At 71.6% G+C, this 20,467-nt stretch carries 17 protein-coding genes and 1 tRNA gene; 6 read left to right on the plus strand and 12 right to left on the minus strand.

Annotation, left to right across the window (positions count from 1 at the left end):
* Nucleotides 1-282 precede the first annotated feature (282 nt).
* Complete coding sequence (locus BCL76_RS00865; protein ID WP_375137867.1) at nucleotides 283-1,770, plus strand: SulP family inorganic anion transporter; 1,488 nt, start codon at nucleotides 283-285, stop codon at nucleotides 1,768-1,770.
* Nucleotides 1,771-1,880: 110 nt separating this feature from the next.
* Here BCL76_RS00865 and BCL76_RS00870 read toward each other — a convergent pair whose 3' ends face one another.
* The 3 genes from BCL76_RS00870 to BCL76_RS00880 all read right to left on the minus strand — a co-directional run bounded on the left by BCL76_RS00870 (nucleotide 1,881) and on the right by BCL76_RS00880 (nucleotide 5,301).
* Nucleotides 1,881-3,404, minus strand: coding sequence for a flotillin family protein (locus tag BCL76_RS00870; protein ID WP_109777318.1), 1,524 nt, complete (start codon nucleotides 3,402-3,404; stop codon nucleotides 1,881-1,883).
* Between the two features lie 141 nt (nucleotides 3,405-3,545).
* Nucleotides 3,546-4,055, minus strand: coding sequence for a hypothetical protein (locus BCL76_RS00875; protein WP_109777319.1), 510 nt, complete (start codon nucleotides 4,053-4,055; stop codon nucleotides 3,546-3,548).
* Nucleotides 4,056-4,251: 196 nt separating this feature from the next.
* A complete protein-coding gene (locus tag BCL76_RS00880) occupies nucleotides 4,252-5,301 on the minus strand; it encodes a PucR family transcriptional regulator (protein ID WP_109777320.1) in 1,050 nt (349 codons plus the stop codon).
* Nucleotides 5,302-5,830: 529 nt separating this feature from the next.
* Between BCL76_RS00880 and BCL76_RS00885 the strand changes: the two genes are divergently transcribed.
* Nucleotides 5,831-9,514 carry an NACHT domain-containing protein gene (locus BCL76_RS00885; protein ID WP_109777321.1) on the plus strand — a complete coding sequence of 1,228 codons (3,684 nt, stop codon included), beginning with the start codon at nucleotides 5,831-5,833 and terminating at the stop codon, nucleotides 9,512-9,514.
* A 187-nt stretch (nucleotides 9,515-9,701) separates the two neighbouring features.
* Here the strand turns inward: BCL76_RS00885 and BCL76_RS00890 are convergent.
* A tRNA-Pro gene (locus BCL76_RS00890) sits at nucleotides 9,702-9,775 on the minus strand.
* Between the two features lie 108 nt (nucleotides 9,776-9,883).
* On the opposite strand from BCL76_RS00890, the gene BCL76_RS00895 reads away from it, so the two are divergent.
* Nucleotides 9,884-10,357, plus strand: a complete 474-nt coding sequence (locus BCL76_RS00895; RefSeq protein WP_258309179.1) for a DUF309 domain-containing protein — start codon at nucleotides 9,884-9,886, stop codon at nucleotides 10,355-10,357.
* Here BCL76_RS00895 and BCL76_RS00900 read toward each other — a convergent pair.
* Genes BCL76_RS00900 through BCL76_RS00915 form a run of 4 tightly spaced genes read right to left on the minus strand, consistent with a single transcriptional unit; the run spans nucleotide 10,354 to nucleotide 13,673 of the window.
* The gene (locus BCL76_RS00900; RefSeq protein WP_109777323.1) at nucleotides 10,354-10,746 is read right to left on the minus strand and encodes a VOC family protein; all 393 of its coding nucleotides are present in this window, start codon (nucleotides 10,744-10,746) and stop codon (nucleotides 10,354-10,356) included. The genes BCL76_RS00895 and BCL76_RS00900 overlap by 4 nt on opposite strands.
* 4 nt (nucleotides 10,747-10,750) lie before the next feature.
* Nucleotides 10,751-11,392, minus strand: coding sequence for a LutC/YkgG family protein (locus BCL76_RS00905; protein WP_109777324.1), 642 nt, complete (start codon nucleotides 11,390-11,392; stop codon nucleotides 10,751-10,753).
* Nucleotides 11,389-12,921: a lactate utilization protein B gene (locus BCL76_RS00910; RefSeq protein WP_375137868.1), complete on the minus strand. Its 1,533-nt coding sequence runs from the start codon at nucleotides 12,919-12,921 to the stop codon at nucleotides 11,389-11,391. The genes BCL76_RS00905 and BCL76_RS00910 overlap by 4 nt, the downstream gene beginning before the upstream one ends.
* Nucleotides 12,918-13,673, minus strand: a complete 756-nt coding sequence (locus BCL76_RS00915) for a (Fe-S)-binding protein (RefSeq protein ID WP_109778275.1) — start codon at nucleotides 13,671-13,673, stop codon at nucleotides 12,918-12,920. Before BCL76_RS00915 ends, BCL76_RS00910 begins: the two co-directional genes overlap by 4 nt.
* Nucleotides 13,674-13,691: 18 nt before the next feature.
* On the opposite strand from BCL76_RS00915, the gene cobF reads away from it, so the two are divergent.
* Nucleotides 13,692-14,444 carry a precorrin-6A synthase (deacetylating) gene (cobF, locus tag BCL76_RS00920; protein WP_109777325.1) on the plus strand — a complete coding sequence of 251 codons (753 nt, stop codon included), beginning with the start codon at nucleotides 13,692-13,694 and terminating at the stop codon, nucleotides 14,442-14,444.
* On the opposite strand, the gene BCL76_RS00925 is transcribed toward cobF, so the two are convergent.
* Together BCL76_RS00925 and BCL76_RS00930 are read right to left on the minus strand one after the other, a co-directional pair.
* A complete protein-coding gene (locus BCL76_RS00925) occupies nucleotides 14,431-15,591 on the minus strand; it encodes an aminotransferase class V-fold PLP-dependent enzyme (protein WP_258309180.1) in 1,161 nt (386 codons plus the stop codon). The two genes, cobF and BCL76_RS00925, sit on opposite strands and share 14 nt — an antisense overlap.
* Nucleotides 15,588-16,538, minus strand: coding sequence for a LysR family transcriptional regulator (locus BCL76_RS00930; protein WP_109777326.1), 951 nt, complete (start codon nucleotides 16,536-16,538; stop codon nucleotides 15,588-15,590). The genes BCL76_RS00925 and BCL76_RS00930 overlap by 4 nt, the downstream gene beginning before the upstream one ends.
* Before the next feature lie 97 nt (nucleotides 16,539-16,635).
* On the opposite strand from BCL76_RS00930, the gene BCL76_RS00935 reads away from it, so the two are divergent.
* Nucleotides 16,636-17,007: a YybH family protein gene (locus BCL76_RS00935; protein ID WP_109777327.1), complete on the plus strand. Its 372-nt coding sequence runs from the start codon at nucleotides 16,636-16,638 to the stop codon at nucleotides 17,005-17,007.
* A 56-nt stretch (nucleotides 17,008-17,063) separates the two neighbouring features.
* On the opposite strand, the gene BCL76_RS00940 is transcribed toward BCL76_RS00935, so the two are convergent.
* Nucleotides 17,064-18,731, minus strand: a complete 1,668-nt coding sequence (locus BCL76_RS00940; protein WP_258309182.1) for a glycoside hydrolase family 71 protein — start codon at nucleotides 18,729-18,731, stop codon at nucleotides 17,064-17,066.
* A gap of 449 nt (nucleotides 18,732-19,180) precedes the next feature.
* On the opposite strand from BCL76_RS00940, the gene BCL76_RS00945 reads away from it, so the two are divergent.
* Nucleotides 19,181-19,627 carry a hypothetical protein gene (locus BCL76_RS00945; protein WP_146228288.1) on the plus strand — a complete coding sequence of 149 codons (447 nt, stop codon included), beginning with the start codon at nucleotides 19,181-19,183 and terminating at the stop codon, nucleotides 19,625-19,627.
* 40 nt (nucleotides 19,628-19,667) lie between these two features.
* On the opposite strand, the gene BCL76_RS00950 is transcribed toward BCL76_RS00945, so the two are convergent.
* Nucleotides 19,668-20,444 (minus strand): hypothetical protein, encoded by a 777-nt coding sequence (locus tag BCL76_RS00950; RefSeq protein WP_109777329.1) that lies wholly within the window; start codon nucleotides 20,442-20,444, stop codon nucleotides 19,668-19,670.
* Nucleotides 20,445-20,467: the final 23 nt, after the last annotated feature.

The following is a 20,467-nucleotide window of genomic DNA, read 5'->3' on the forward strand; positions in this document are numbered from 1 at the left end:
GTGGTCCAACGTGAATATTGTCAGGTCGAACATGTTAACGGAGTGGGCACGTTTGATTGAGCGTGGGTGCGCAGAACGGTCCGCCCGCGTACCTGTCGTGGTCGGCGTGACCTGAGCGGAGGATTCCGCACCGACCGCGGGGCCGGGCGTCGACGTCCCACGGGCACGGGACGGGCGCGAAACAGGCGCGGGGCGGGCGACCCGGGACCGCGCTGTACCTTGGGTCGTTCCCTCCCTCGTACGCCCCACCTGACAGGTCTGCTCCCCTTGTCCCACTCAGCTGTGTCCATATCCGCGCGACTGCGCGGCTTCCGCCCGTCCTGGCTTTCGCCGAAGGTGCTGCGCACCGAGGTGTTGGGCGGGCTGGTGGTCGCACTGGCGCTGATCCCGGAGGCGATCTCGTTCTCGATCATCGCCGGGGTGGATCCGGCGATCGGCCTGTTCGCCTCGTTCACCATGGCCGTCACCATCTCCGTCGTCGGCGGACGGCCCGCGATGATCTCCGCCGCCACGGGTGCGGTGGCCCTGGTCATCGCGCCGCTGAACCGGGAGCACGGGTTCGGGTACCTGGTCGCGGCGGTCATCCTGGCCGGGGTGTTCCAGATCGCGCTCGGCGCGCTGGGGGTGGGCAAGCTGATGCGGTTCATCCCGCGCTCGGTGATGGTCGGCTTCGTCAACTCGCTCGCCATCCTGGTCTTCATGGCCCAGGTGCCCGAGCTGCGGAACGTACCGTGGGCCGTCTACCCGCTGCTGGCGGCCGGACTGGCGCTCATGGTGCTGTTCCCGAGGATCACCACCGCCGTGCCGGCTCCGCTGGTGGCGATCGTCATCCTCACGGTGATCACCGTCGCCGCGGGCATCGCGGTACCGACCGTCGGGGACAAGGGCGCGCTGCCCTCCTCGCTCCCGAGGCCCGGGCTGCCCGACGTACCGTTCACGCTCGACACGTTGACCACGGTCGCCCCGTACGCCTTCGCCATGGCGCTCGTCGGGCTGATGGAGTCCTTGATGACGGCGAAGCTGGTCGACGAGATCACCGACACCCGCTCCTCCAAGACCCGGGAGTCCATCGGGCAGGGCGTCGCGAACATCGTGACCGGCTTCCTCGGCGGTATGGGCGGCTGCGCGATGATCGGCCAGACCATGATCAACGTGAAGGTCTCCGGCGCCCGGACCCGGCTGTCCACCTTCCTCGCGGGCGTGTTCCTGATGGTGTTGTGCATCGTCTTCGGCCCGGTCGTCTCCGACATCCCGATGGCCGCCCTGGTCGCCGTCATGGTCATGGTCTGCTTCGCGACCTTCGACTGGCATTCCGTCGCGCCCGCGACGCTCAAGCGGATGCCGGCGGGCGAGATCACCGTCATGGTGCTGACCGTGGTCTGTGTGGTCGCGACCCACAACCTCGCCGTGGGCGTCGTGGCGGGATCCGTCACGGCGGTGGTCGTCTTCGCCAAGCGGGTCGCCACGCTCGCCGATGTCACGGCGGTCACCGACCCGGACGGCGGCCGGGTCGTCTACACCGTCACCGGAGAGCTGTTCTTCGCCTCCTCCAACGAGCTCGTGGGCCGCTTCGACTACGCCGGCGACCCCGCCGAGGTCGTCATCGACCTGTCCGCCACGCACATCTGGGACGCCTCCTCGGTCGCCGCGCTGGACGCGATCGAGCACCGGTACGCACAGCGCGGCAAGAGCGTCCGGATCACCGGGCTGAACGAGCCCAGCGCCCACCTGCACCGGACCCTGAGCGGCGAACTCGCCGCCGCCGGCTGACCGCGAACCCTCGGGGGCCCCGGAGCCCCGAACCCTCGGGGGCCCCGGAGCCGCGGAGCCGCGGAGCCGCGGGAGCCGGACGACGTGCCCGGTGCGGACGACGGCCGACGTCAGTCGCTGATCGCGATCTTGCCGTCGACCGGGACGGGCTCGGGAACCGTCGCCGACCTGCTCGCCGTGAGGCCCTTGAGGAGCTGGGCCAGGTCGACGCCCGTGGTGGAGCCGAGCAGTTCCATACCTTGGGCGACGTTCTCGGCGACCGTGCGGGACAGCCGGTTCGCGCCGTCGGTGGAGATGACGGTCATCTTGTCGATGGCGGACAGCGGTTCGGCGGCCTTGGCGACGACCTGCGGGAGCACCTCGACGAGCATCTGGACCATCGCCGCGTCGCCGTAGCTCTCGAAGGCGTCGGCCTTCTTCTGCATCGCCTCGGCCTCGGCCGCGCCCTTGGCGGCGATCGCCGCCGCTTCCGCGTCGCCCTCCAGGCGCACCGCGTCGGCGATGGCCGCACGGCGGGCGCGTTCGGCCTCACCGCGCTTGGCGCCCTCGATGGCCTCGGCCTCGGCCAGCGCGGAGCGGCGCTGCTTCTCGCCCTCACCCGTCAGACGGGCCCGCTCGGCCTCCGCCTGGGCCGCGGCGATGGCGGCGAGGCGCTCGGCCTCGGCCTGCTTCACGCGGGCCACCCGCAGCGCCTCGGCCTCCTGCTCCGCCTGGTATCGGCGGGCGTCGGCCGGCTTGCGGACCTCGGTGTCGAGCTGTCGGTCGGTCAGCGCGGCCTGCCGTTCGGCCACCTTTTCCTGTTCGGCCAGGATCTGCTGCTGCCGGTCGGCGTCGGCCAGCGGGCCGGCGGCGTTCGCCTGGGCGGCGGCGGCGTCGGTCTCGGCCTTGATCTCGGCCTGGCGGAGGTACAGGGTGCGCTGCGCGACCGCTATCTCCTCCTCGGCCTTCAGCCGGGCCTGTTCGGCTGCCCGGCGGGCGTTGGCCTCCGCGATGTCGGCCTCCTGCTTGGCCCGGGCGGCCTCGGGCCGGCCGAGGTCCTCCAGGTAGGAGCCCTCGGTGGTGATGTCCTGGATCTGGAAGGCGTCCAGGACCAGGCCCTGCCCGGAGAGACTGGCCTCGGCCTCCTCCGCCACCTGCCCGGCGAAGGCGGCCCGGTCGCGGATGATGTCCTCGACCGACATCCGGCCGACGATGGCCCGCAGCGCACCGGAGAGCACTTCCTGGGTGAAGCCGACGATGCCGTCCTGCTGCTGGAGGAAACGCTGGGCGGCGGCGCGGATGGCGTCCTCGTTGCCGCCGACCTTGACGATCGCCACGCCTTCGAGGTTCGCCTTGATGCCGCGCAGCGTGACCGCACCGCGCACGGCTATCGGGATGTGCCGGCTGGACAGGTCGAGGGTGTATCGCTGCTGGAGGAAGGGCACGACGAACACGCCGCCGCCGACCACGACCTTCTGGCCGCTGGTGTCGGTGAAGATCTGTCCGGTGGCCGGATCGGTGGACTTCTTGCCTCGCCGGCCGGTGATGAGGAAGGCCTCACTGGGCCCGGCGACCTTGTAGCGGGTGACGACGACCAGTGCGAGCAGCACGAGGAGTACGACCACTCCCACGACCGGAACGACGACTGAACTCATGGTGGATCCCCCCTGCCCGCGCTCACGAGGGCAGATCGGTGGTGGACATGAAGATGAGGCGCTCGGGACCGATGCTCGGGCGGGGCGTTCAGTGCGGCGTTCGGTCCGGCCTTCCGCCCGACGCTCGGTCCGACGCTCGGGTCAGCGTTCGACGGCGCGCACGCCGACCGACGTCGATGACGGCGTCGCCGTCACCCACACCTCGGCGCCGAGGGCGACCGGACCGTCGGCGGTCGCGGCGTACTTGACCGGCTGACCGCCCAGCCGCAGCAGGACCTCGCCGTAACCGCCCGCGGGGATGGCGGTGACCACGGTCCCGGCCGACCCCACGAGCTCGCCGTGGCGCGGGGCTGCCCCGCTGCCGTCCCGGGCGAGGGCCAGGCTCAGCCGGTACGTCGACCAGCCGGCCCCCGCACCGGCCGCGGCCCCGGCGGCGGCTGCCGCTCCCGGCCCGAGACCCGTGGTCCCGAGCACGATCGCCCCCGTGAAACCGAGCATCGAGACGAAGCCCGCGATCACCGGGAGCGACAGCCACCCGTCGAACAGTCCGCCCAGGGCCCCGTCGAAGACACCTTCGAGGACCCCGTCGAACACCAGCGAGGCGGCCAGCAGGACGATTCCCCCGATGCCGAGACCCAGAAACAAGTCCATGAGCACCTCCCCCGCTCAGCCGGTATCACCGCCGGACAAGAGCATCGTGCCGGAGCAGGGCGGTGTCGCACATTGCCTGCCTTCGGCAATCTTTACGCCTCTTTGACGCCGCGGTTCGGCAGTGTGCCCCAGCGATCGGGATCGGTGTCGCCGGGGCATCGAACATCGGGGGTACCCGTTACACGCCGACGCCGGGTCAGGCCGTGGCGTCGGGCCAGCCCAGCAGCCGTGAGCCGATCACCGCGGTCTGGAGGGTGTAGCGGTCCGCCGGGTCCGCCGGGTCCGCGCCGGTGAGGGTGTGGACGCGTCCGAGCCGGTACGTCAGGGCGCGCACGCTGAGCGAGAGCCGGCGGGCGGTCTCCGTGGCCACGCAGCCGCTGTCGAAGTAGGCGGTGAGGGTGTCCAGGAGGGGCTGGTGGCCGCCGCGTGCCTGCCGGAGCGGGCCCAGGACGCTCTCCACGAGGTCGGCCATGGCTTGCCGGTCGCGGCTGAGGACCGGGTAGACCAGGAGATCGGAGGCGTGCAGCACCGGCCCCTCCAGCCCCATCCGCTCACCGAGGTCGAGGGCGTTGAGGGCCTCCTCGTACGAGTGGACCACCCCGCCGGGGCCCGGGTGGGAGCGGCCGATGGCGACCCGCCCGCCGTCGGTGGCCGCGTGCGCCTGCTTGGCGAAGTAGGCCAGGACCTCGGGCTGGTCGCCGGGCGCCACGCAGATGAGGCTGCCGTCCTTGGTGGCCAACAGGATGTGCCGGTTTCCGAATCGGCCGAGGACCGCTTCCTCGATGCGGCGCGCCACGGGGTAGCCGTCACCGTACGACTCGGGACCGGCGGCCACGGCCACCGCGTGGGCCTGCGACAGGCGCAGCCCGAACCGTTCGGCCCGCTCCGCCAACAGGCCCAGCCCGCTGCGCCCGTACAGCAGGTCGTCGATGAACTCGCGGCGGGCCGCCTCTTCCTGGCGGACCGCCTGACGCTGGGACCGTTCGTACCCCTCGACGAACGCGTCCACCGCCTGCTCCACCGCGGCCAGCAACGGCGTCTGCGATCGCGTCGGGACGCTCTGGGCGGCGGCCAGGTGGTCCCGTATCAGCCCGCGCAACGGCAGGCCCGCCTCCGCCGCCAGCTGCCCTTCGGCACGGCGGGACTCGAGCTCGGTACGGGTGAGGCGGCGCCCCGTGGCACACGCCTGGCGCAGTATGTCGACATACCCGCCGAGCCGAGCCTCCGACGCTTCCTGGTCCGCCACGTTCTTCCCCCTGTCCCGACGTGCGCTTTCACCCGTCAGCGCCTCGGAACCAGGGTGGCACGCGCGTCAGCTCACCTCGTCGACAATGCCTGGACGGCTGACGCCTCGCATCGGCCTGGTGCGTACGCGTCAGGCGGCTGCGTGGCCGCGCCTTGAGGTGGCGAGGCCACGCCCACCAGTCAGGGCCGTGGCCTCAACGGCGCCGCCGCATCGTTATCAGGATCTCGTTCAGTACGGCTGCGGCAGCTCGCCGGCGAGCCGGGCGCGAGGACCACACAGCCGGAAGAATCACGCCGGTGAACAGTGCCGTGAACATCAGGGCCAGTAGCAGCATCGCGTGTGAGGTCAGCCAGAGCACCCAGATTCCTTCCCCTCGGACGGCCACCGGGTGCGGCCGCAGACCAAGAGTGCGATCACCACGGTCCCGTAGAGCTGATCGCTGAAGAAAGCCGAAGGCGGTGGAATCGGCGCAGGTCACGACATACGCTGGCAACGGTTTGCCTGAAGCTGGCGGAATCGGGGGTGCCGGATGGGGGATGCGACGGGCGCCGTGGCGGACTTCTGCGCCACTCTCCGCCGCACCGTGCGCGGCTGTGGTGTGTCGCAGGCAGAGCTCGCCCGGGTGCTGAATCGGAGCGAATCGGCCGTCTCCATGCTCCTGAACGGCCAGCGCACGAGAGCCCCGCAACTGGACGAAATTTTACCCATCGTGAACCACTGCCGTGGCCGCGCCGGCAGTCACACCCCGCCGGGCCTCTTCCTGGATCCGGCATGGTGGCGTTCACGCCTGGCTGAACTGCAGAACACGGCGGAGGGCGAGCGACAGCGACGGCCGAGGCATGCACAGGAGCGGCTGCCCATCGCGCTGCCTGAGGATGTCCCGTTCGACTTCGAATCCGCCGTCGAGGTCCTGGTTGGTCGCCGGGGCGGTTTCGACGGCAAGGACACCAAGATTCTAGGACCGCTCAGCCTGATCGGCGCTGCACCCGCCGAACTGAGCCAACTCTTCGCGGGCTTCGGAGCGCGGGTCCGCGCGAGCAGCGGCATCGCGAGGACTGCACTGTTGTGCGCGGCGGACGTCGTCCTCCTCGTGGGCGCCTTCTGTGACGCCGTCGGCCGGCTGGGGGCCGTACGCGACGCTGAGGCGACAAGGCAGGATGACCTCCAGTCACAGGTGCTCGAAGAGCTCGGTCGGGTGGTGCTCGGATCCACCCGCGCCCGACCCCCGTCCGAACTCCGTGCCGAGATCGCGACCGCCTACGCAGCTTCCGCCGACCTGATGGCCTTCGGGGGCTTCAGCGGGGCGTCGCAGGAGGAACTCGCGCACCTGGCCCTGCGCCGGTACGAGGCCCTGCACGCCGAGGTCACCTGGGGCTGTCCGGAGCTTCGCCTCACCTCCGAGACGTACGATCCCGATGAGCAGGAGCAGCAGGCCACCGCAGATCGGGTCGGTCTCATCGAACTTGCTTTTCTCCTTGGTGAGTTCGCGCACGGCGACTCGGCCACGGCGCGGCAACGTGGGCTGCTGCGGACACCGATCGCGGCCGCCGACGGGTCGGGGCCATCCATTCCCTCCCTGGCCTCCGGCTACGTGAACCCGGCCTTCCGTACAGCCGGACGCCCGGCCGACTGGCGGCTGTCCGCCGACACCTGGTGGGATGCCCGGCCCCTCCAGGAGGACATCGCGGGATTCATCGCCGCGCACCTTCTCACCCACCAGGCCACCCAAGCGCCCCTGCTGGTACTCGGCCACCCGGGCTCGGGAAAGTCGCTGCTCATGAAGCTCATAGCGGCCCGATTACCGCAATCGGAGTTCTCCTGCCTACACGTCGAGCTCCGGCACGTTCCCGCCGAACTCGACCTTCAGGAACAACTCGAGTGGGCCCTGTTCAAGTCGACCGGTCATCGGGCTCCTTGGCCGGACGCCCTGCCCTCCGGCGAGACCGTCCGTGTGGTGCTGCTGGACGGGTTGGACGAGCTGATCCAAGCGGGCGCGGGCAGGCTCGACATGGGCAGACAGTTGCGGTATCTGGGAAGTATCGAGGAACTCCAACAGCGCGAATACGAGCTGGGCCGACCAGTCGTCTTCGTCGTGACGAGCCGAACCGTCGTTGCCGACCAGGTACTGACGCCTACGGCCGCCACCGTCCTACGGCTCGAGCCCTTCGACGACGCGCGCATCGTCTGTTGGCTGGAAGTCTGGCAGGCAACGAACCGACGTTACTTCAACTCACATGACATCGAACCACTGACATGGGACCTGGTGCGCCCGTACCGGGATCTGGCGCGCCATTCGCTGCTCCTGCTCATGCTCGCGCTGTACGAAGCGACCGGAAACCCACTACGGCGCCTGGGCGACCGGGACATCCGCCGCGCCGATCTCTACGAGCGGCTTCTGGTGGAGTTCGTCCGGCGCCAAGTCGTCAAACACAGCGCCCCGCTGTCCCCTTCCGCCGAAGCCGAAGCCGTCGAAAGGGAGCTCGGGCGACTGGGCGCGATCGCCATCGGAATGTTCAACCGCCGCAGACAAAGCATTACGTCGGACGAAGCGGATCTCGATCTCGACGGCCTTCTCGGCGAGACCGGCTCCGCGCTGCTGTTCGGCCGGTTCTTCTTCGTCCACGAAGCACACGCGGTGGTCGCGGAGGAACGCCTGCGCTCGTACGAGTTCCTGCATGCGACGTTCGGTGAATACCTGGTCGCCCGGTCGGTGTGTGACGAGCTGCGGCGGATGCTCACCGGACCGGAGGGGGCGGCGGCAGGCTGCGACGACGCCAAGTTCCGATCGTTGCTGTCGTTCGTCCCCCTCAGCGACCGTGCCCACGTCCTCGACACCCTCAGGGAACTGGCCGGACCCGCAGGACCGCTCCGTCACCCCGGTTTGCCGGCGCTTCTGCGGATCCTGTTCCACGCGGCCGACCGGGCCGGTGACGGACAGTCCGATGCCGAATACCACCCGGCCGCCCGCCGGCGCACTGAGCGAGATGCGGTCTACCAGGCGAACCTCCTCCTGCTTGCCCTTGTCGTCGAGGACGGCGTCCGGGTCTCGGAATTCCTGGAAGTCGCGGACCCGGTCGACCGGTGGTGGCGATACGCACAATTCTGGCGTTCCCAGTTCGGGGAGGCGTCCTGGGAATCCTTCGCTCGCTTTGTGTCTGTGGAGAAGGCCACCACGGTGAGCGTAGGTGTCCACACGGGCGGCAATCCCGAGCCCGCGAGCGACCTGCAGCTGTTCTTTCGGGGGACCACCGAACTCTCGGACGACGTGTCCTGGATCCTGCCCGGTACTGTGCTGGGGCCGACCGCGTACTACGACACGCGAGGCGTGAATGCCGCCGATCTGACCGAGCGGCTGTCCTTCATGTGCGACACGGACGTGCAGCACGTACTGCACGCGCTGGCACCGCTGTTGCGAAATTTGCCCAACACCCTGCGCACATACCGCGTCGACGAGGAGCAGCGAGCCGTGTCGGGGGCGCACGCCCTCATGGGTCTGCTGTGCCGGGACATGGGCCGGCCACTTGCCGCCCACTACGCCGATGTCTTGGACGTGCTGCGACATCTGCCCGAGCCTGAGCGCCCACCCGTCACGGATTTCCTCGTTCGCCACCTCGTCCATGACGCCGCCGAACTGCCGGAAGAGCTCGTGCGATCCCTTCTCGTCGAGGTGATCCGGCCAGGTGCCGCGGGCGATGGCGCGCTGTGGGGTGGGCTGTGGCCCGTGGTGGAGGAGTACGTGATCAGCGGGTTGGCTCGGGTGGACCCGAAGGAGGGGAATGCAGAGTTCAAGGCATTGGTCGGACACCTTCGCCGGTACGCGGCGCTGTTCCACGAACCTCGGGAACGGCTGCTACAGATACTGCGGGAGGCGGGGAGCACCCAGGTCTGGGCGGAGCGAGACCGGGGCCCGCGAAGCTCGGCTCTGGAGCGGGGGCACGCACTCCTCGATGCGATGCCCGCGGACGATCGCGAGCCCGGAATGGTCATCGGGCTGCTGCGGCTGGCCCACGAACTAGGAGAGCGGGAGTGGCTGGACACGCATGCGGAGCCACTCCTCCTGACTCTACGGCCGACGGACGTGCTCAGGATGCGCGCGAGCGATGTCGACGTTCTGCGGCCCGTGGTGCGGGACGCTGGGCTGCTGGCCTCGTTCAGGACGATCCAAGATGTCTGGCGCGGCCCCACTGAGGGCAGCGAGATGGACCCGTTCTAGGTGCGAGCCGGCGCATCGAGGCCGGAACTGTCCCCCGAGGCGAGCTGCTCATCAGCGAGGTTTCATCGAGGCAGCCACCGATCGGCTTCTCTTGCAAAACCGACGAGCGAGCTCGGAAAAGACGAAGGGCCTTGTCTCATCTGAGTGAAACAAGGCCCTTCTCTACGACTACGGAGCGAGCTCCGAGTCGGGACGACAGGATTTGAACCTGCGACCCCTTGACCCCCAGTCAAGTGCGCTACCAAGCTGCGCCACGTCCCGTTGTGCCTGCGACCTGGGGTTTCCCCCTGCTCGGCGGCACATGCAGAACATTACCCCACGCCGAGGGGTGTGCATGCACGGGTAATCGGCGCGGGGCAGGATGGGGTGGTGAACGCACGGGATCGGGATGTCGACGGGCGGGCGCGCAGTGCGCGGCCCAGGGATGGGCTGGGGCGGCCGCTCGCCTACGGGGAGGCCGGGGTGGAGCGGCAGCCCGAGGGGGTGGTGCGCTCCCCCGGGGAGACGGTGCGGGAGGCGCAGCGGCTGCTGGACGCCGGGATGCCGTTCCACGCGCACGAGGTGTTCGAGGACGCCTGGAAGTCCGGGCCCGAGGCCGCGGCCCCGCTCTGGCGGGGGCTCGCGCAGCTCGCCGTCGGGTTGACGCACGCCGCACGCGGCAACACGGTCGGCGGGGCGCGGCTGCTGCGGCGCGGGGCCGCCGGGATCGAGGGGCTGGACGGGGTCCCCTACGGGGTCGACGTGCCGGGCCTGGTCCGGTGGGCCGGTGAGCTGGCCGGTCGGGTGGCGGACGGGGGCCCGGCGGTCGACGCCGCGCGGGAGGCGCCGAGGCTGGGGGGTTAGCCCGCCGGCTGGAGGAGGTCCCAGCGGTTGCCGTACAGGTCTTCGAAGACGGCGACCGAGCCGTACGCCTCGTGGCGCGGCTCCTCCAGGAAGCGGACTCCCTCCGCGGTCATGCGCGCGTGGTCGCCGGCGAAGTCGTCGGTGTAGAGGAAGTGGCCGACGCGGCCGCCGGTCTGGTCGCCGACGCGGGAGCGCTGGGCGTCGTCCTTCGCCCGGGCCAGGAGGAGCGCGGATTCGGTGGCGCCGGGCGGGCGGACCACGACCCAGCGGGAGCCGTCCGGGCGTGCGGTGTCCTCGGCGAGGTCGAAGCCGAGGGCGCGGGTGTAGAAGTCGATGGCCTCGTCGTAGTCGTGGACGAGGAGGGCCGTGAGGGCGATGTGCGATGCCATGCCCTCATTGTGTCCCGGGCGTCCCCGCCAGCAGGACTACGTCGAGTCGGCGGGGGCCGTGGACGCCCTCCATCCGGTCGAGTTCGATGTCGCTGGTGGCGGAGGGGCCGGAGATCCAGGTCAAGGGACGGGTCGGGTCCAGGAGCGGCAGGGCCTGCGGGACGGAGTCCACCACCTGGTCCGGTACCCGGATCACACAGATGTGGTGGTCCGGGATCAGGGTGATGCGGCGCCGGCCCTGGTCGGGGCCGCCGTCGAGGACGATCGTGCCGGTCTCGGCGACGGCCAGGGCGCAGCCGGTGACCACGCTGTCGACCCGGTCCAGTTCGTACGGGGTGGAGGCCGCCCGGTCGGGTACACGGGTGGGCCCCTCGGGCGCGAGCCAGTGCGGGGGCAGGCCGGGCGGGACGAGCACCGACCGGGCACCCCGCTCGGCGAGCAGCCGCGTCAGCAGCGCGGGGAGTTCCGCGCCGTCGGTGCGGTGGACGACGGCCCGGTACTCGGCGAGGTGGGCGGCGAGCAGGTCCACCCGCTGCGCCGGGGTGCGGACGCCGTGGACGGGGAGGTAGTCGCGCGGGATCTCCACGGACGGGCCGTCGGGCAGCGCCCGGCGGATCCGGCCCAGGATGCGGTCCTTGCTGCTCATCGTGGGGTGCTCCGTTCCCGGGCCCACCAGTCGCGGAAGGACTCCGCCCGCACGGCGGGCAGTTCGCGGCTGTCGGTCCAGGCCCGCCCGGCCCCGGGGAGCCGGCGTGGGGCCAGCCGCCGGGCCCTGGCCAGCAGGCGCTCCCCCGCGCGCAGGGCCCCCGGACGGTCCAGGAGCAGCCGGGCGGCCCGCATGGCGGCCCGTTCGGCGGTGTGGCCGTCGGCCGGGCGCAGGGTGACGCGGATGCCGGCGTGGGTCACCGGGCCGCCCTGGGCGACGCGTTCGCGGAGGTGGACGAGGACCTCGGGGATGTCGATGGCGACCGGGCAGACCTCGTAGCAGGCTCCGCACAGGGTGGAGGCGTAGGGCAGGGAGGCGTCGATCTCGCTGCCGGTGCCGCGCAGTTGGGGGCTGAGGATGGCCCCGATGGGGCCCGGGTAGACGGAGCCGTAGGCGTGGCCGCCGGCGCGTTCGTAGACCGGGCAGACGTTGAGGCAGGCGGAGCAGCGGATGCAGCGCAGGGCCTGGCGGCCGGTCTCGTCGGCGAGGGTGTCGGTGCGGCCGTTGTCGAGGAGGACGAGGTGGAAGGCGGTGGGCCCGTCGCCCTCCGTGGTGCCGGTCCACATCGTCGTGTACGGGTTCATCCGCTCGGCCGTCGAGGAGCGCGGCAGCGTCTGGAGGAAGACCTCCAGGTCGCGGAAGGTGGGCACGACCTTCTCGATGCCGACGACGGAGATCAGGGTCTCGGGCAGTGTCAGGCACATCCGGCCGTTGCCCTCGGACTCCAGGACGACCATCGTGCCGGTCTCGGCGATCATGAAGTTGGCCCCGGACACGGCGACCTTGGCGCGCAGGAACTTCTCGCGCAGGTGCAGGCGTGCCGCCTCGGCGAGTTCCCGCGGGTCGTCGCCGAGGGATGCGGGGGCGGGCCGGCCCCAGTCGCCCATCTCGGCGCGGAAGATGTCGCGGATCTCGGCCCGGTTGCGGTGGATGGCCGGGACCAGGATGTGGGAGGGGCGGTCGTGGCCGAGCTGCACGATGAGTTCGGCGAGGTCGGTCTCGTACGCGGCGATTCCCGCGGCCTCCAGGGCCTCGTTGAGCCCGATCTCCTGGGTGGCCATGGACTTGACCTTGACGACCTCCCGTTCGCCGGTGGCGCGGACCAGCTCCGTGACGATCCGGTTGGCCTCGTCGGCGTCGGCGGCCCAGTGGACGGTGCCGCCGGCCGCCGTGACCGCCTCCTCCAACTGCAGCAGGTAGCGGTCGAGATGGCGCAGCGTGTGGTCCTTGACGGCCTTACCGGCGGCGCGCAGCAGGTCCCAGTCGGCGAGTTCGGCGACGGCCCGCGCGCGTTTGTCGCGGATGGTGTGCGTGGCGTGCCGGAGGTTGGCGCGCAGCACCTCGTCGTGTACGCCCTCGCGCGCCGCCTCAGGGAACGGGGGCGCGGCCGCCATGGCGGGGGGCGTGGCCGACTCGGCGACCGGCATGGCGCGCGGCATGGCCGGCATGCCCAGGTAGGTGCCCGTCACGGCAGCGGTTCCTCCTCGGTGGCAGCCAGGATCTCGGCGAGGTGCAGGGCCCGCATCGGGCTGTCCGCGCGGCGCAGCAGGCCGTCCAGGTGGGCCAGGCAGGAGTTGTCGGCGCCGCACAGCACCTGGGCGCCGGTGCCGACCGCTGCCGTGATCTTGTCGCTGCCCATGGCGGTCGAGACGTCGGGATTCTTGACGGCGAAGGTACCGCCGAAGCCGCAGCACTCCTCGGCGCCCGGCAGCTCGAGAAGGTCCAGGCCCTTGACCGCGGCCAGCAGCCGGCGCGGCCGGTCTCCGAGCCCCAGGCCGCGCAGGCCGTGACAGGAGGGGTGGTAGGTGACGGTGTGCGGGAAGTACGCGCCGACGTCGGTCACCCCGAGCACGTCGACCAGGAACTCGGTCAGCTCGTACACGCGCGGCGCGAGGGCGGCGGCCGCCTCGGCGAGCTCGCCGCCGCGCCCCTCCGCCGCCGCCTTCCGGCCGATGCGCGGATAGTGCTCGCGAATCATCGCGGCGCAGGATCCGGAGGGGGTGACCACGTACTCGTGTCCGGCGAAGGCCCGCGCGGTGCGCCGCATCAGCGGTTCCGTCTCGTACCGGTAGCCGGTGTTGTACTGCGGCTGGCCGCAGCAGCTCTGGGCCGCCGGGAAGTCCACGCCGACCCCGAGCCGCTCCAGGAGGCGTACGACGGCGATGCCGGTCCGCGGGTAGAACGCGTCGTTGACGCAGGTGACGAACAGGGCGGCTCGCATGATGGGCACAATAGCCCGGTGAAGAAGTTCTCAGTGATCGGCATAGGCGCGGGCGACCCGGACCATCTGACCCTCCAGGCGGTCAGGGCGATCGGCGCGGCGGACGCATTCCTCATCCTGGAGAAGGGCGAGGAGAAGGCGGATCTGACCGGGCTGCGGCGGGCGATGCTCGACGCGCACGCCCGTCCCGGCCACCGGCTGGTGGAGGGCCGCGACCCGGATCGCGACCGGACGCCCGCCGACTACACCCCGACGGTGGACGGCTGGCGCAGCGCGCGGGCGGAGCTCTTCGAGCGCTTCATCGCGGAGGATCTGGCGGACGGCGAGACCGGGGCGTTCCTGGTCTGGGGCGACCCTTCCCTCTACGACTCCACGCTCGCGATCCTCGACGAGGTGCTGGAGCACGGCCGGGTGGCCTTCGAACATGAGGTCGTGCCCGGCATCAGCAGCGTCTCGGCGCTGTTGGCCCGGCACCGGACCAACTTGAACCGGGTCGGGCGTCCGGTCCAGATCACCACCGGGCGCAGGCTGGCCGAGGGCTGGCCAGAGGACGTCGACGACGTGGTGGTGATGCTGGACGCGCGGCACGCCTTCACCGCCCACCTGGACCAGGACCTCTACATCTACTGGGGGGCCTACGTCGGCACCCCGGACGAGATCCTGGTGCAGGGCAAGCTCGCGGAGGTCGCCGGGCGGATCGAGGAACTGCGCACCGAGGCCCGCGCCCGCAAGGGCTGGATCATGGACACGTACCTGCTCAGGCGCGGCTGAGGTAGGACGGGAGGAGCGCGGCGAGGCGTTCGTACTCCTCGGGGCGGTTGTAGATCTGGCCGCAGACGCGGATGCCGCCGCCGCCCGGCCAGGGCCAGATCAGCACCCGGACGCCCTGCTCGGCCGCGATCCGCTCACGCAGCTCGCGGGCCCGGTCCGGGGTCTCGGCGACCCCGGACGGCAGGCGCAGGGTGCGCATGGCGAGGGCCTCGCCGTGCGGGAGCGGGGTGAGCCCGGGGAGTTCGGCGAGCAGGGCCGCGCCGTGGGCGGCCAGCGCGCTGTTGTGGGCCCGGACCTTGGCCGCGTCGAGGCGTTCGAGGAGGTCGAGCCCGTCGGGGGCGGCGAGCCAGCCGGTGTAGTCGGCGGTGGCGCGGTTCTCGACGGAGCGCGGGAAGCCGTGCTGGTCCTCCCAGGACGGTACGAGGGCCCGGATCCGGCTCCGGTGCTGCGGGGCGACGGCCAGGACGGCGCTGCCGGAGGGCGCGTAGCCCCATTTGTGGAGGTTGCCGAACCAGAAGTCGGCTCCGCCCGCGAGGGGGTCGGCGAGCATGCCCAGGGCGTGGGCCCCGTCGACGACGGTGGTCACCCCGCGTGCGCGCAGGTCCGCGAGGAGCCGGGGGGAGGCGATGATCCGGGCGGTGGGCGAACTGACGTGGTCGAGTACGGCCACCCTCGTACGGGGTGTCAGCGCGGCCAGCACCGTCTCCCGTACGGCGTCCTCGTCGGGCAGGTGGGGGTCCAGGGCCACGGTGGTGACGGGGGCGCGGCGGGCGGCGGCCACGACGACGGTGCCGTAGCCGTGGTCGGTGACCAGGATCTCGTCGCCGTCGGCGAACGGGATCGCGTCCAGGGCGAGGTTGGCGCCCTCGGTGGCGTTGGCGATGAAGGCGATCCCGTCCGGGTCGGCGCCCAGGTGCGCGGCGATCCGGCCACGGGCCTCGGCGAGGCGTTCCGGGACGGCGATGAAGAAGGCGTCGGGGTCGGCGTGGACCTCGGCGCGGAGCGCGGCCTGGGCCTCCTGGACGGGGACGGGCACCGCCCCGAAGGAGCCGTGGTTGAGATGGGCGACGCGGGGGTCCAGGCGGAACAGGGCGGGTCCGCCGGGGAACTCCTGGGCGGACCCGGTGGGACGTATCGGCTCGGTCACTGCTCCTCCGGGGATACGGCGCGGCTGTCCTTCGGATCATCTCCCGCCGCCGCGGGCTTCGGTAGAGCGCCGCCGCCGAAGGCCCGGCGCCCGTACCCGAGCAGCTCGCGCACGGCGGGGCCGTGCGCGGCGCGCCAGACCAGGCAGAGCAGGGCGGGGATGTCGATGTCGTCGATGACGCGGGCGCTGAGGCGGTCGCGGTAGCTCTCGGCCATGGACTCGCTGAGGACGGCGACGCCCAGGCCGCGCGCGGCGAGGTCGGCCATGGCGTCCGCGGCCCCCGCCTGCAGGGCGATCACCGGCTGGAGCCGCTGCGCGGCGCAGGCCTGGTCGAAGACCGTGCGCAGGCCGGTGCCGGCCGGCATGCAGATGACCGGGTGGTCGACGAGGTCGCGCAGGGTGACCCGGCGCCGGTGGGCCAGCGGATGATCGGGCGGGACCGCGACGACGAGCCGTTCGCTGACGAGGGTGAGGGCTTCGAGTCCGGCCGGGGCGGCGGTCGCGGCCCCGATGAGGGCCACGTCGACCGTGCCGGCGCGGACACCTTGGACGAGCCGGTCGGAGTTGTCCTCCAGCAGGGCGATCTCCAACCCGGGGTGGGCCCGGTGGAAGGCGGCGAGGGCGTCGAAGAGCGGGGTGACGGTGCAGCCGACGACCATGCCGACCGTGATCCGGCCCCGGATCACGCCGGCCACGTCCCCCACCGCCTGGCTCACCGCCGCGGCCGCGGCGAGCGCGGCCCGGGCGGGTGCGAGCGCGGCGGCTCCGGCGGCGGTGAGGTTGGCGGTGCGGGCCGAGCGGTCGAACAGCTCGGCTCCGAGCTCCCGTTCCAGTTGGCGGATCTGGGCGCTGACCCCGGACTGGCTGATGTGCACCCGCTCGGCCGCCCGGGTGAAGTTCTGTTCCTCGGCGACGGCGACGAAGTAGGCGAGCTGCCTCAGTTCCATGACTGTGGATTCTAGTGGTCAGAAGATCCATCTGTTGGACTTCTGGCCACCGGAAGATCAGGCTGGAGGTACGAAGCGCAGCGGACGCACCCACCCCATGGAGGTAGTCGTGTACGAGAAGGCGATGCGGCCCGAGGACATCACCCGCCTGTTCGTCGAGCGTTCCAACGCCGGCGACGCGGCGGGGGTCGCCGCGCTCTACGAACAGGACGCGGTCATGGCGTACCCGCCCGGGGAGCTGACGGTGGGCCGCGAGGCGATCTTGGCCCTGTGGGAGAAGGTGCTGGCCCACCGCCCCGTCTTCGAGCCGGAGGCGCCGCTGCCGACGCTGGTCAGCGGGGACATCGCGCTCACCTCGACCCCGCCGAAGGACGGTTCCGGCGCCCGTGCGCAGGTCGTCCGGCGCCAGCCGGACGGCAGCTGGCTGCGCCTGCTCGACCAGCCCGAATTCGCCCCGCCGACCGGCTGAGCGCCGACCGGCTGACCGGCTGACCGGCTGACCGGCTGACCGCCGAGTGGCCGGGCCTACGAGTCCCGGCCGCTGGTCGCCGCGTAGTACTGGAGGTCCTGCACCTCCACCTTGTGGTCCACCCGGTACGGCAGGTCGACCTTCACCCCGCCCTTCCCGTCCCGGACGACCTGCGCCGAGCTGGTGCCCGGCTTCAGCGGCAGCAGCTGCGAGTGGATCCCGGCGGGGGCCTCGTAGTCGCCGTTCGTGGTACCGACGGTCGTGCGGACGGATCCGGCGCCGGTGAGGAAACTGAGCACCTCCACCTTGTCCCGGGGCGGGGCGCTCCCCTTGCGGAGCGACATCACCAGCGACTGGTCGCCCGTCGGGTCGGCGTCCGCGAACTGCGTGCGCGCGGAGAGGTAGAGGGTGTCCCGGACGATCCTCGGCCAGCTGTCCGTCTTGAACTTGGTCAGGTAGTACGAGGTCAGGTCCAGGTACGCGTGACCGTTGTGCAGGGAGGGCGCGAACTGGCTGCCCTCCGAGTAGTCGTTCCAGGTGGTCAGCTGCACCCAGTCCGCGCCGTCCTCGATGGCGCGTGTCCAGGTGGCGCGCAGGGTCGCGGTGTTGCCCGCCTCGTCGTAGATGCCCTGGTTGGGGCGCGCGTCCTGCACCGACACCGGCTGCATCCAGATCTTGCCCATGTCGTGGGCCCGCCGGACGTCGCGCGTGGAGCTCTCCTGGCCGACGTAGCTGCGGCTGCCCCACTCGGAGAAGCCGTGGCTGATCGGGGCGAACTCGCCGCTGTGGGCGCCGAAGTCGAGGAAGAGCGGGACGAAGGCGGTACGGATGCCGTGCTCGGACTTCAGGAGCGCGATGACCTGGGTCCACCAGGCGACGCTCTTCTCTTCCGCCTTGAACGGGGAGACCACGAGGCGGCCGTCGGGGAGCCGGTGCGCGGCCGAGGCGTCGGCGAGGGTGGCGATCGCCTCGGCGAGCACGGCGGGGTCGTCGGTCTTGAGGGAGGTCATGTCCGGCATCAGCATGATCTTGAAGGCCGGGTCCACCGAACGGGCGGCCGCCATCAGCAGGTTGCTGCGGTCCCAGTTCTTGCCGGAGAGGGAGAGCAGGTCGAGGGTGAAGCCGTCGATACCCGCCGCGCGGGCCGTGCGCACCTCCTGCTGGAGGTTGGCGTACTCCCAGTCGCCGCTCTTGGGGGTCACGGGCAGGGGCCGGTCGCGCAGCAGGCCGCCGTAGCGGCCGTGCTTGCCGCTCTCGCCGTCGGGGTTCAGGTAGTTGCGGGTGTAGTAGTCCCGGTCCGCGGCCGCGTTGTCGAGGGAGAGCGGGTAGGGCGTGAAGTAGTGGGCGAACACCAGCTTCTTGCCCGCTCCGCCGGAGCGCAGGGCGGCCGGCGCGGGCATGTCGAAGGGGAGTGCTCCGGTGGGGCGTTCGGCCCCGGAGTCCACCGCGCCCTCGGGATTGCCCTTGGCGGCCGCGCCCTCGGTGGGCGCCGGGGGCTCGACGGGTGACGGGGCGGCCTCGCCGGGCCCGCCGGGCGAGCCACCGGTCGCGGTGGCCGCAGGGAGGTCGGCGCCGGGGGCCGCGGCCCCCTGTACGGAATCCACGTCGTACGGGTCCCAGGCGATTCCGGTGGCCGCGCTGACCCCGAACAGGAAGAAGGCGGAGAGCAGCGTGGCGAGCAGCGGCCTGCGCCCCCGGAAGGCCGGCCGGCGCCGGTGCGACACGGGTCCGACCGCCCGGCCCGCGCCCTGTTCCCGCCGGCTCGCACGCCGGCCCGCTCCATGCCGTGCTCGCCGGTCCGTTCCCCGGTCCGCTGTCATTCTGGCCCCTCCCGCGAATATGCCCCGACTGGGGGGCTGCACAGCAGTAGAGCCCAATCCCGGCGTCCGGACAACCGTTCCCAGGACCAGGAGTTCGGGTACGTACGTCACACGGACCACGGGAACTACGCCGCCCGTCCGGCGGCCCGTACGAAGTCCCCACCTGGGCCGTAGCGATCCCGCACTTCGGAATGCGACATTCCCCTAGCCTTACGGCGCAAGTGGCGCATAATCGTCGTCACGCGGCTCGATCGAACCCTCTTGCCGCACGTGGTCACGCATGCAATGGGGGCATCGCGGCGATGGGGGAATCCGGGGCCATGGGGGAAGCCGGGTCGATGAGGGAAAAAGGCTTGTCCGGAACGCTGCCGGCGACGTCCGCCGAAATGTCCCGGCTGCTCACCGCCGTCCGGCGGGGACGGGTCCTGACCGTGGCGGGGGCCTTCCGCGAGCCGCGGAGTTTACTGGTGCGGGAGATCGCGCGGCGGATCGCGTCCAACTTCTACGACGGGGTGGCCGTCGTCGCCATGAACCCGCAGCACGGCGGCTACGGGGTCCGGGAACTGACGGCCGAGCTGGGCTCCGTACCCGGCATGCAGGCGCCGTCCCGGGGGACGGCGAACGCCGCCTCGTGGCTGGCCGAACGGGACATGCTGCTCGTCCTGGACGGCGCGGAGCAGCTCGGCCCGGACGCCCTGGCCTGGCTGCGGAACCTGCTGACCGTGGCACCGGGGCTGCGGATCCTGGCGGCCGGGCGGTCGCCGCTGGCCTTCGAGCAGGAGCGGATCCACCGGCTCTGATCCACCGGCTCTGATCCACCGGTTCGCGGCGCTCGCAGGATCAGCCCAGCTGCCGGCTCAGCTGCCGCCACACCGGGGCCGGACAGCGCCCTTGGGGGCGGGACTTGAGGAACATCCCGTAGTCGACCAGGCGCGGCGTCCGACCGAACTCCACCCAGTGGGCGCGCCCGGAGGCCTTGTCCCAGCCGTCGTTGGGGATCCGGATGTGGTCGGTGCGCCCGTCCTTGTCCTTGGTGGTGATCTGCGCGACCTCCGCGTGGCCGGGATGGACGGCCAGCACCACGCAGTAGTGGCGCAGCTGCCGCGCCGGGTCCTCGCGCAACGGCACCATGGCCAGCCAGATCTCCCCCGGCGCCGGGCGGTGGGCGGCGCCGGCGACGCGCGTGCCGCCGCGGGAGGCGTCCCACCGGCGGACCGCCACCACGAAGGCGAGCGCCACCAGACCGGCGGCCATGCTCTCGGCCGTGGCCCGGACGTTCCACACCGGATACTCCCCGACCCTGCTCTCCGTCCACCACAGCACCGCGGCGACGAGCGCGAGCAGGGCCACCGCGCGGACCGGGACCAGCCACCACGCGCCGGTCCGGCGGCGCGATGCGAACACGGCCAGCAGCAGGGCCACGACGGCCGGGATCGCGTAGACGATCAGGTACTGGCCGAAGCCGTGCAGCTGCTGCGGCGGCGACTGCTCCGCCAACAGATCGGGCAGCGCCAGCGGCACCGCCAGCAGGTAGCCGACGGTGGGCAGGACGAACAGCACGAGCAGCAGCCCCAGGCAGCCGATACCGCCGCAGGACGTGTCGGAACGACGTGCCACAGAACCCCCAGAGCGTTCGCGGT

The sequence above is a fragment of the Streptomyces sp. CG 926 genome (genome assembly GCF_003148825.1).
GTDB lineage: Bacteria > Actinomycetota > Actinomycetes > Streptomycetales > Streptomycetaceae > Streptomyces.